We start from the raw sequence: 11536 nt of genomic DNA, 5'->3' as shown, positions 1-11536 counted from the left end.
GATCTACAGTTGAAATAGAAATATAAAAAATCAATCCACTTACCCAATCAACAATTTCTTTCTGATTTTACTTAAAAACTCGTGGGTGATACCAAGATACGAAGCGACCTGCTGTTGGGTAATTCTCTGTTCTAATCCGGGATACTTTTCAAGAAATTCAAGATAACGCTTATCCGCTGTTTTGCCCGTTAAGGAAAGAATCCTCCTTTGCAGTGCTACCGAAGATTTTTGATTCATAATTCTGAACAGTTTTTCTATCTGTGGCATTGTTTCGTACAGGTGTTCTTTATCTTTTTTAGAAATCATCAACACTTCACTGTCTTCAAGGGCTTCAATGCTCAGAATACTGGGAGCGTTATTGATAAGACTGTCAATATCTGTAATCCACCAGCCTTCAACAGCAAAATATAAGGTTTGCTCAAATCCGCTTTCATTCAGGTAATAGATTTTGAAGCAACCAGTCAAAACAAATCCTTCAAAATTACAATAGTCGCCTTCTTTGAGAACGATTTCTTTCTTTTTAAACTTTCTGTATTCAAAAGGCTTTGTAAACTGGTTGAAATCCTCCTGGGAAAGATTTACATAGTTACTGATATTTTTATAGAGCAGATCGGACATTCTGTAATTTAAGCAAAATAAAGGTATCAAAATTATTGACACCTTTATTGAATTAAGTGATGTTAAGTTGTTTTTATATGTAAGCAATAGAACTTCAATTTTTGTTGGGTAAACGCAAAGACGCAAAGTTTTATCATAACATATTGTTTATTTTAAGACGCAAGAAAATCGAAGATTTTCAGCAAGATAACCTGTTTTAAATTTTTATCAGAGATAAACAATTTTTAATATCATTTTGCGACCTTGCGTATCCAAAGAAGCCTACTTGCTTAAAAATTCATTTGTATTCATTACATTGGCATAGAGATTCCCAAGAGCAGATATCCCAGCCAGAAAAGACTTTTGTACATCTGCTGCTTTTACCACTTCTCCGTTCAGTTCACGGTTTCTGGTTGCAGTAGCATCTCCGACAATGGTATTAATAAACCCGAAATCAAAAGCAGCTCTTGTTGTTGCCTCCACACAAATATCGGTCATCATTCCTGTCATCACAAGGTTTTTGATTTTCTTTGATTGAAGGAAACTCAAAAGATCAGTCTCTCTGAAACTGTTGGGAAAATGCTTAACAATAATTTTTTCATCTTCCATCGGTAAAACCAAATGATTGATTTTAGCTCCATCTGTATCCGGAAGGAAAAAAGCAGCTCCTTCATTGGTAGAGATATGCTGGATATGAATGACAGGAAGATTATTTTCCCTGAAATACTCTAAAACTTTCTGGATATTTTGTGCGGCCTGTTCAGCTTTTTCCAGAGTCATTTTCCCTTCCGGGAAATAATCATTTTGTACATCGATAATTAATAATGCCGTGTTTTCCATTTTTTGTTTTTGTGCGTTCATTGTAATCATTGAAATTAAGATCAGACCTGAGGTCAGAATAATTTTGAAAGTATTTTTCATATGTGAAATTTTATGAGACAAAATTACAGAGGCATCAACTTCTTACCTTTGAACTAGTTCAAAAAACAATTTGGGTCAATAATAATCTCTAATACTGTTAATTTTTTTCATCTCTGCTTATTTAATCGAAAATTTTATTATCTTTTTTTAATAAAAACAAATAATAATCAGTTAATATAATTGAACGGTATCAGATTTGGATAAGCAGAAAAATAAGCTTATTTTATTCTGTCATAAAAGAAAATAATTTTAAAGTAAAAATTTTAAATACCCTCTATAAAAGCAGGATTACCAAAATATTTTTTGGATAAAAAAGATTCATTTAGTGTTGAATAAAACATTAAATTTGCGACATTGATATTATGGATAAAAAGACACAAAAAAAACCGACTGAAACGCCTGAGAAAGGCAGAATTTTATCTAAGCCACGTATTTTTTTCGGGCTTACTTTTATACTTTTATCAGCTGTTCTTGCATTTTCATTCATCTCTTATCTGATGAACTGGAAAGCAGATCAAAGCCAGGCAGGAACCATGCTGGACAAGAGTATAAAATCTTCAAATATCTTTGGTAAGGTAGGTGATTGGCTGGGAAATATTTTCATCTTTGAGAGTATTGGTATAGCTTCATTTATCATCGCATTTCTATTGCTTGTCGTAGGAACACTGATTCTTAAGAAAAAGATTTTCAAACCGTGGAAAACCATTGGCCATTCCTTATTTTTTATCTGCTGGCTTCCTATTTTTATGGGAGCCCTTACAAAAGGACAAGGAGTTTTAGGAGGAGTTTATGGTTATCAGATCATGGACTATCTTAACTCTATTATCGGAGCAGTGGGTTTATGGACAGTCCTGGCTGCAAGTATCCTTTTATACTTTATTCTTGAATTTAATCTTCGCCCAAGTTCTATCAAAGCGAAACTGAATAAGATCAATGAAAATACTATTGGGAAAGTGAAATCTATGATTCCTGACTCTGATGAGGACTTCGAAGCAGATGAAGAATTGAAAGAAGAGGAAGAGGAAACAGAAGAAGTACCCTCCAGAGTAACGGTAAGTGATATTACCAACCAACCTTCTGATAATACAATCAAAGAACCAGAACCTGTAAATATTCCGAAAGGATTCCCTGAAGTTCCGGTCTCCAATGATATCGAAACCATCACTACACCCAACCACACTTCTTTTGAATCTGAGCCAAAAGAAGTTTCCCAACCGGTAAGCTTAAATCTTTCGACAAAGCCCATTATTCCGGTTTCGAGTCCGGAGGAAGCATTTGATATCAGACCCGCTGCTCCTTCTTCTGTTGCAGGTTCCTCCACACAGGAAGATATTAAATTTAATGTAGAAATAGCGCCTGTTATTGATGTTCTGGATGATCCTGACAGAAAATCCCAGGAACTGGTAGAAAAACACGGCCTATATGACCATAAACTGGATCTGGCTAATTTCCAGATGCCGCCGGTAGAATTATTGAAAGATTATGGCAGTGAAGAAATTTCCATCAACAAGGAAGAACTGGAAGAAAATAAAAACAAGATTGTCGGCCTTCTGAAGAACTTCAATGTTGGAATTGCAGAGATCAAAGCAACCATCGGTCCTACAGTTACGCTGTACGAAATTGTTCCGGAAGCAGGGATCAGGGTAGCAGCCATTAAAAAGCTCCAGGACGATATTGCACTGAATCTTTCCGCATTAGGGATCAGAATTATTGCTCCAATGCCTGGAAAAGGGACAATCGGTATTGAAGTACCCAGAAAAAATCCTACAATGGTTTCTATGCGTTCTGTAATTGCTTCCCAGAAATTCCAGAATACAGATATGGATCTTCCGGTGGTTTTTGGTAAGACCATTTCCAATGAAATTTTCATGGCTGACCTTTCCAAAATGCCACACTTACTGATGGCGGGAGCAACGGGTCAGGGTAAATCTGTAGGGATTAATGCTATTCTTACTTCCCTTCTTTATAAAAAACATCCGAGTGAACTGAAGTTCGTGATGGTGGACCCTAAAAAAGTAGAACTTTCACTGTATTCAAAAATTGAAAGACACTATCTGGCCAAACTTCCTGATGCGGAAGAAGCAATCATTACAGACACCAACAAAGTAATCAATACCCTGAACTCCCTGTGTATTGAAATGGATACCCGATATGATCTTCTTAAAAATGCTTTCTGTAAAAACCTGAAAGAATATAATAAGAAATTTGCAGAAAGAAAATTAAACCCTGAAAACGGACACCGTTATTTACCATATATCGTATTGGTAGTGGACGAGTTTGCAGATTTGATTATGACCGCAGGAAAAGAAGTTGAACTACCCATTGCGAGACTTGCACAGCTTGCCAGAGCCGTAGGTATTCACCTTATTGTTGCCACACAAAGACCTTCTGTAAATGTAATTACAGGTATGATCAAGGCCAATTTCCCTGCGAGAGCAGCCTTCAGAGTAATATCAAGTGTGGACTCCAGAACGATTCTTGACTCTCCGGGAGCGGATCAGCTGATTGGTAAAGGTGACATGCTTTATTTCAACGGAAACGAGATCTTAAGACTTCAGTGTGCTTTTGTAGATACTCCGGAAGTAGAAAGACTGGCAGAGTTTATCGGAGAACAAAAAGGATATTCTTCAGCATTATTACTTCCTGAATACGTTTCTGAAGATTCAACAAGTACAGTAGGTGCTTTTGACCCGAACGAAAAAGATGCTTTATTTGAGGAAGCTGCAAGAATAATCGTTTCTACCCAGCAGGGATCTACTTCAATGCTTCAGAGACAATTGAAACTGGGCTATAACAGAGCCGGAAGAATTATGGATCAGCTGGAAGCAAGTGGTATTGTGGGAGGATTCAATGGTGCTAAAGCAAGAGAGGTTCTGATCAGTGATCTTCATTCTTTGGAACAGTTTTTGGAAGATCTGCGTAGTTAAAGGAAAAACACATCGTTTTAACCTTAAGAATTAAAGAAAATCTAACGATTATTAAATTAAGAAAATGAAAAATATTATTTCAAAAGTTATATTGGGAAGTTTTGTTGTAGGTGCAGTAGGTATGGCTAATGCTCAGAAAATTGATGTCAAAGCTAAAAAGATATTGGATGATATTACAGCCAACTATAATTCTAAAAAGAATTCTTACTTCAAATTTTCTTTTGGAAGCGGCCTTAACGGACAGGTGACAAAAACAGAACCTGGTATTTATTATGTTGCCGGGGAAAAGTACAAACTGAAGATCATGGATACAGAGCAGATCTTTGATGGAAACAAAATTTACAATATCAACGCTGATGATATGGAAGTGACCATTGCCAAACCTAACGGAAGCAGCACTATGTTCTCCCCTATCAACTACCTTACCACCTATAGAAATGATTATAATGTAACCTATAACGGTAAAAAAATGGTTAATGGCGTTAATTCTGATTTCATTAAACTGACGCCGGTAAAAGCTAACGGAATAAAGTATGTCTATCTTTTTGTAGATTCTGCGAAAAAACAAATGGTAAAACTGGAGCAGCACGGAAACAACAAGGATGTAGCGGTAATTGCGATCAAAGAATACAAAGAAAACCAGGATCTGGATCCCAATATGTTTGTTTTTGACAAGAATAAGTTTAAAAACTACGTGATTACAGAACTTTAAAAAGCTGAAAGCGAATTCGCAAACAGGCAAATTTACTTTTTACGTTAAAAAAATAACAAAATATAAAAAGCCACAAGTAAACTTTGTGGCTTTTTGATTAATTTTGGCGCATGTTAAAAATACTAGACCGATATATCATAAAAACCTTCTTTGGACCGTTTTTCTTTATATTCAGCGTATTGTTTTTCATTTTTATTGTAAACATTATCTGGGTTCAGTTGGGGCAGTTTATGGGAAAAGGATTAAGCTACTGGCAAATCCTCAAACTTCTTTTTTACCTTGGGGTAAACGTTATCAGTATGGTTCTCCCCCTTACGATACTTCTTGCCAGCATCATGTCATTCGGTGAATTTGGAGAGCGCTATGAGCTTGCAGCAATGAAAGCCGCAGGAATTCCTTTGACCAGAGTAATGACTCCTCTTCTGGGAATTTCAACAGCTCTTGCCATTATGCTGTTTTTCTTCTCCAACAATATCATACCGGATTTTCAGAAAAAAGCTAAAAACATGCTTTTCAACATTGCCCAGACAAAGCCGGCCATCAACTTTACTCCCGGACAGTTTATCGACCAGATTCCTGGTTACATGGTGAAATTTGACAAAATATATGGAGAAAACGGAGAAAATATTGAGGGAGTTTTTGTCCATAAAAAAGCCAATGCTTACGAAAATCAGCAGTCTGTAGTTGCGGAAAAAGGGAAATTTGTTCCGGCAGCCAATAAAAATTTCCTGAAGCTTGTACTCTATAACGGATACGTATTTGAAGACGCTTTTGCAGGAAAAGGTGATAATGTAAGACAGAAACAGCCTGACCAGGCTATTAAATTTGACACATTGGTCTCCCATTTTGACATCAGTGAAATCATCAACAAAGCGATTGAAAAAGAACAGATTACAGATGATTACCGTTTCCAGACCTATAACCAGCTGGATGGTACTATTACCAAAACAAAGAAAGACAATAAACAGTTTTTTGACAACATCGGTTCCGAGGTTCTTAACCAGACCAATTCTGTGATCAGTTATATGGACAAGGGCAACAAGCATAAAGTAGCCCCTAAAACCCAGATAAAACTGGACACTGTAAAAGGATTCAAAAAACTGGATATTATTTACAATTCTTACAACAGACTGGACAATCTGAAATCAACACTGGAATCTAAAAAGAATGAATACAGTTCCAATGTCAAGTATTTCAGCAAGGTTGTTATTTATCAGCAGAGGATCGTAGCCTATTCCGTAACGTGTATCATTTTCTTCCTGATCGGAGCCAGTTTAGGTTCCATCATCAGAAAAGGGGGAATGGGACTTCCGGTTATCATCGCGATTGTGATCTTCATTATCTTCTATGTCATGAATGTTGGGGTGGAAAATATGTCGTGGAGCGGGAAAATGAATCCTTATCTTGCAGCATGGCTTCCTAATCTTATCCTCCTTCCCTTCGGAGTATGGATGACGTATAAAGCCCTTACAGATTCGCAACTGTTTGATGCTGAAAAATACAAAGCACTGTTCAAACCTATCACCAAAAGGTTTTCAAAAAGTAAAGAACATCAGAGATATCAATAATTTCGGTATCAGAATAAAAAGTAAAAGCTTCGGAAAATTTCCAGAGCTTTTTTTGTTGATGGAGTAAAGTCTTCAATGCTATATCATTTTAAATATAAAAATTTATATTTGTTGAAATTTAAAACAAAACCATGAAGAAATTACTACTTATTGGCTTATTCAGCCTTGTTTCTCTGAATACTTACGCTCAGGATCAGGAAGAAAACGGAACCTACAATGGTGAAAAATACGGATATATCATCAATAAAGCAGGAAAAAAGATTGAAGGTGTCGTACACTTACACGGAGGCTATTCCAGCCCCTGGCAAAATCAGTTAAAAGTAAAATTTGCAGCCATTGCTGATATTGACAAAGCAAAAAACAAAATTAAATTTAAGACTTATGATACAGATGATATTAAAGAATATATGCTGTATGAAGGCGATACTCCCAGGGTTTTTAAATCGGTTAAATACTCCAATATGAGAGAAGCTTTAAACAGCTCCGAAAGCACAACGGGACTTGCTGCGGGCTTCAAAGCAATCAATAACCTTTCAAGAACAGAGCAGTTTGCAGAAGTAGTAACAGATGGCAAGATCACAGTTTATAAACTTTATGGTTACCCTACCGCACTTTCAGCAAACAGTACACAGGCAATCTCCCAGGCAGAAACAGACCGGTTAAGAGAAAACCCAAATTATATTTTTTCTAAAAAAGGAGGAAAAGTAGAAGAACTGACCCCGGCAAAAGCCAAAATTATCCTGGCCGACTGTCCTTATGTAAAGGCAAAAATAGCAAAAGGAGAATATGGCTCCCTTAAAAATGAGGAGAAAAAAAGAACAGGGCTTGGAAAATTCATCAGAGATGAAATCAGTAATTCAACAGTAGATAAACTTTCAATTATCAATGAGGTAATCTATGATTATAACGAAAATTGCAAATAAAAAACAAAAGGCTTTCCGATCGGAAAGCCTTTTCTATGTCTTTTAATTTTTTGTACTTTATAACCATCCAGCCTTATGAAGATCCTTTGGTTACAACAGGACTGCTTATTATTCTTTTATGCGGTTGAACTCTTTAAGAGCTATGAGTCTCTATTAAATCATAAAGACCGGAAAGGATCAGTACTGTGTCTGTAAAAAATAAGCGGACTGTCTTACATTTGACAACACAAACATAGCAGATAGCCTCTTTTGTACCTTAAAACTGATATACAAAAGCATTAATATTCATTCCGGCTCCTACAGATGCAAACAGCACTATATCATTTTTTCTGATTGTATGATGCTCCAGTTCGTCATTCAGGATCATTGTCAATAAAGAAGGAATTGTAGCCACACTACTGTTTCCAAGTTTATGGATGACCATAGGCATTATATTTTCCGGAACCTGTTTTCCATATAACTGATAGAACCTGCTGACAATGGCTTCATCCATTTTTTCATTCGCCTGATGAATAATAATTTTATTTAATTGATCAATGGAATATCCACTGTTATCAAGACATTTTTTCATGGCATCAGGAACATTCACTAAGGCAAACTCATATATTTTTCTGCCGTCCATTTTAATATACCGTGTATCCGGGCATCTTTCATTGTTATAAGATTTTCCGAAATACAGATAGTCTTTTTCATTGAGAGTATAGGAAGCTGATAAATGAGATTTTATTCCTGAGTCATCGTCATGATTTACTTCCAGAACAGCTGCTCCCGCACCATCAGCATAAATCATACTGTCTCTGTCGTGGATATCCACCACACGGGAAAGCGTTTCTGCCCCGATCACCAGGCATCGTTTTGCTATTCCTGATTTAATGAATGCATGAGCCTGTATCACTCCTTCTATCCATCCGGGACATCCAAAAAGAACATCATAGGCAACACAGAAATTGTTTCTGATTCCCAATAAATGTTTTACCCTTGCCGCAAGACTGGGTACCATATCAGACTGCACGGTTCCGAAGCGGACATCCCCAAAATTATGGGCAAATATGATATAATCCAGTGTTTCAGCGTCTATTCCTGCATTCTCTATTGCTGAGCGCGCTGCAATAAGTCCCAAATCCGATGTAACCTGAGTACTGTCAGCATACCTCCTTTCTTCAATACCTGTAATTTTTTTCAGCTTGTCCGTGATGGAAGCGTTATTCTCCTTTAATAAAATTCCTTCTTCATTAAGAAAAATATGTTTATCAAAAAATAAGTTGGTTATGGTTTCCGATGGGATATAATTTCCTACCCCGATTATTTTTGTCATCATTGTAATATCTGTATCCTGTTTTTTAATTAAATGTCAGGAATAATTCATTAAATATAATGAATGAACGTAAATACTTCACAATATCGTATAGAACAATAATGCATTACATTGCAAAAGGCGAAATTTCATAGTAAAAAATCACAAAAAAAGAGGTTTCCCATCGAAAACCTCTTTAAAAATATTTTAAAAAACTGAAAATTATACTTTCATAATTTCAGCCTCTTTTGTCTTAAGATGCTCATCGCAAAGCTTAACGTATTTATCAGTATAAGCCTGGATTTCTTCTTCTACACCTTTTACTACATCCTCAGAAACTCCTTCCAGTTTTTTAAGTTCTTTCAAACCATCCTGTCTTGCGTTTCTTACCGTTACTTTAGTATTCTCAGTTTCCACTTTTGCCTGTTTTGCAAGCTCTTTTCTTCTTTCCTCAGTTAAAGGTGGAACATTAAGGATGATATTTTCTCCGTTGTTAGAAGGTGCAAAACCTAAGTTTGAATTGATGATTGCTTTTTCAATTGCATTGATTGCAGTTCTGTCCCAAGGCTGAATAGAAATGGTCATTGCATCCGGAACAGAAACATTCGCAACCTGGTTGATTGGAGTCATTGCCCCGTAGTATTCTACCATTACATCCTGAACCATTGCCGTAGAAGCACGACCTGCCCTGATTCTTTGAAATGCATGATCCAGGTGCTTTACAGCTGCGTCCATGTCCTGTTTTACAGATTCTAATATAAGATCTAATTCTTCCATTATTATAGTATAGTTTGATAAATTACACATCTATTAATCAGTCTGACTACCAATTATTTAAAAACAATAAAACACTGCAAAAATCCATGTTTCTCTATTGTTTAAAACTATTTTTTTGTTATTCAGTGCTGCAAAAATAATGATTGTTTTCGAATAATAGCTATTCCACAGATGGATTTTGTGTGCTTCTCTTTTTCTTTGAAGCAAAAGCAAATCTTTTTATAAATATTCTTTTTTGGTGTGAAAGAGTTCAGGTACAAATACCTATAGGATATTTTGGTTATTTCTACTTAGGGTGATATCATTTTTTATAGCTTCCTTTACCATGTTCTTTTAAGGAATAATTTGGAGGTTATGCATTGAATACCTCCGAGATAAAAGAGAGTCTTAGAAAAGACAGTATTTAATCATTATAAAACTAATTTTAAACCAATCACATCATGAAAAATCCATCTTTAGACGCCTATCAACAGGTTTTTGGTATGGCAGGTCTTGCCAATCGCGCCGGAGGATACAACGGTACAGGTGTTCAATTGCAGCAACAGCTTCAGTACGACTTATCCTATTATTTCAGCAATGTACCACCAGTGGCCGCAATGAAGCAAACAGAACCATCAACTCCCAATCCTTTAATCACTCCGCTGCTGGGAAACTGGAACCTGGTATGGGGTCCTGCCCTTATAGAAGAAACGGATGAAAACGGCCAACCAACAGGAGTTGCTGACAATGCGCTGTATGTAGCCCAATGTGATGCAGTCGCTTTCCCCGGAGGCCCTACATTACCTACCTATGTTGTAGCTATTGCAGCAACCAATCCATCCTCACTTTACGACTGGGAAACAGAGGACTTCTCTGTGGCTGAAGTGGTCAACTGGACAACGTATGATCCTTCTGATTTTACACCATCACCTTATAATGGAACTGATCCTTATATTTCAAAAGGAACCGCTACTGGTATAGGTATACTTCTGGGACTCATAAGCCCGGATACTGCCGCTTCGCCTAAAACAACATTACAGCAATTCCTTTCCAGCTTAAATCCTGATCCCGATACAGCCATTATCTTTTGCGGACACAGCCTTGCAGGAGCATTATCGCCTACTCTTGCCCTTTATCTGAAAGAGAATAAAGACCTTGATGCTTTCGGGATAACGCTGGTATATCCTACTGCCGGCCCCACTCCGGGAGAAGCGGCATTTGCCGGCCTTTTCAATAATACCTTCCCTCCGCTGCCTAACGGATGGCAGGCCCAAACTGGCGATTATCAAAGCTGGAACACCATGCATTGGAATGATCTGGATGTTGTACCTCATGCGTGGCCAAAAGCAGATCTGGAACTGATTGCTGATCTATACGGACCGTCTCAGAACAAGCTTACCGCTTTTGCGTTAAATGCATTACAGAAAGTAGCCATTGATGAAGCTTCTAAATCCGGAGTAACTTATACAAGGGTACAGAATCAGTCGCTTCCGGGAACGCTTCAAAAAATGGATGGTTCAGTCCCTGTTAATATTCCTCCGCAATCTCTTTATGACTATGTCCGACAGCTGTTCCTTCAGCACGTAACCATGTATTCCGGCAGCCCGGCTTCGGATCATGTCCCTGCTATAAACGGTCTTATTTTACAGCAACCGCTTCCTCAGCAATCTCCACCCCAGCTGGTACCGGGAGTCAGCCAGGTGACAAAAGATGAGATGATCTTAAAAATAATACAGCAGATCATCGGTTGGATTTCTTCTCATTATCTGACAGAGGAAAATCAGCTGATAAATGAGAATGCCAATTAAATGATAGAGAAATTGTTATAGATCTTTCAG

The 11536-nt window shown here is 37.1% G+C and carries 9 protein-coding genes; 5 read left to right on the top strand and 4 right to left on the bottom strand.

Annotated features, from left to right (window positions below; translation table 11 throughout):
* Positions 1-39: 39 nt before the first annotated feature.
* Both CRS_RS02460 and CRS_RS02455 read right to left on the bottom strand, forming a co-directional pair.
* Positions 40-618 carry a Crp/Fnr family transcriptional regulator gene (locus tag CRS_RS02460; protein WP_142722495.1) on the bottom strand — a complete coding sequence of 193 codons (579 nt, stop codon included), beginning with the start codon at positions 616-618 and terminating at the stop codon, positions 40-42.
* Positions 619-879: 261 nt separating this feature from the next.
* Entirely contained in the window at positions 880-1518 is a 639-nt protein-coding gene (locus CRS_RS02455) for a cysteine hydrolase family protein (protein ID WP_142722494.1), read from the bottom strand.
* A gap of 362 nt (positions 1519-1880) precedes the next feature.
* Between CRS_RS02455 and CRS_RS02450 the strand changes: the two genes are divergently transcribed.
* From CRS_RS02450 to CRS_RS02435, 4 genes are all read left to right on the top strand, one after another.
* The gene (locus CRS_RS02450; RefSeq protein ID WP_142722493.1) at positions 1881-4445 is read left to right on the top strand and encodes a DNA translocase FtsK; all 2565 of its coding nucleotides are present in this window, start codon (positions 1881-1883) and stop codon (positions 4443-4445) included.
* 64 nt (positions 4446-4509) lie between these two features.
* Positions 4510-5157 (top strand): outer membrane lipoprotein carrier protein LolA, encoded by a 648-nt coding sequence (locus CRS_RS02445; protein ID WP_142722492.1) that lies wholly within the window; start codon positions 4510-4512, stop codon positions 5155-5157.
* Positions 5158-5267: 110 nt separating this feature from the next.
* Complete coding sequence (locus CRS_RS02440; RefSeq protein ID WP_142722491.1) at positions 5268-6725, top strand: LptF/LptG family permease; 1458 nt, start codon at positions 5268-5270, stop codon at positions 6723-6725.
* Positions 6726-6856: 131 nt separating this feature from the next.
* Positions 6857-7648 (top strand): hypothetical protein, encoded by a 792-nt coding sequence (locus CRS_RS02435; protein WP_142722490.1) that lies wholly within the window; start codon positions 6857-6859, stop codon positions 7646-7648.
* 256 nt (positions 7649-7904) lie between these two features.
* Here the strand turns inward: CRS_RS02435 and CRS_RS02430 are convergent, their stop codons facing one another.
* On the bottom strand, positions 7905-8966 hold the full coding sequence (locus CRS_RS02430; RefSeq protein WP_142722489.1) for a 3-oxoacyl-ACP synthase III family protein: 1062 nt from the start codon (positions 8964-8966) through the stop codon (positions 7905-7907).
* 198 nt (positions 8967-9164) lie between these two features.
* A complete protein-coding gene (frr, locus tag CRS_RS02425; RefSeq protein WP_142722488.1) occupies positions 9165-9719 on the bottom strand; it encodes a ribosome recycling factor in 555 nt (184 codons plus the stop codon).
* 440 nt (positions 9720-10159) lie between these two features.
* Between frr and CRS_RS02420 the strand changes: the two genes are divergently transcribed.
* Positions 10160-11506 (top strand): lipase family protein, encoded by a 1347-nt coding sequence (locus tag CRS_RS02420; protein WP_142722487.1) that lies wholly within the window; start codon positions 10160-10162, stop codon positions 11504-11506.
* Positions 11507-11536 lie beyond the last annotated feature (30 nt).

Source organism: Chryseobacterium sp. ON_d1, from assembly GCF_006829085.1.
In the GTDB taxonomy this organism is placed as follows: Bacteria; Bacteroidota; Bacteroidia; order Flavobacteriales; family Weeksellaceae; genus Chryseobacterium.
Note: the sequence above shows the minus strand (reverse complement) of the source record. Positions and strands in the feature narration are given on the sequence as shown.

Excerpts from the sequence above, each read along its gene's own strand:
- CRS_RS02460 (WP_142722495.1), bottom strand. The coding sequence starts at position 618 with ATGTCCGATCTGCTCTATAAAAATATCAGTAACTATGTAAATCTTTCC.
- CRS_RS02455 (WP_142722494.1), bottom strand. The coding sequence starts at position 1,518 with ATGAAAAATACTTTCAAAATTATTCTGACCTCAGGTCTGATCTTAATT.
- CRS_RS02450 (WP_142722493.1), top strand. The coding sequence starts at position 1,881 with ATGGATAAAAAGACACAAAAAAAACCGACTGAAACGCCTGAGAAAGGC.
- CRS_RS02445 (WP_142722492.1), top strand. The coding sequence starts at position 4,510 with ATGAAAAATATTATTTCAAAAGTTATATTGGGAAGTTTTGTTGTAGGT.
- CRS_RS02440 (WP_142722491.1), top strand. The coding sequence starts at position 5,268 with ATGTTAAAAATACTAGACCGATATATCATAAAAACCTTCTTTGGACCG.
- CRS_RS02435 (WP_142722490.1), top strand. The coding sequence starts at position 6,857 with ATGAAGAAATTACTACTTATTGGCTTATTCAGCCTTGTTTCTCTGAAT.
- CRS_RS02430 (WP_142722489.1), bottom strand. The coding sequence starts at position 8,966 with ATGATGACAAAAATAATCGGGGTAGGAAATTATATCCCATCGGAAACC.
- frr (WP_142722488.1), bottom strand. The coding sequence starts at position 9,719 with ATGGAAGAATTAGATCTTATATTAGAATCTGTAAAACAGGACATGGAC.
- CRS_RS02420 (WP_142722487.1), top strand. The coding sequence starts at position 10,160 with ATGAAAAATCCATCTTTAGACGCCTATCAACAGGTTTTTGGTATGGCA.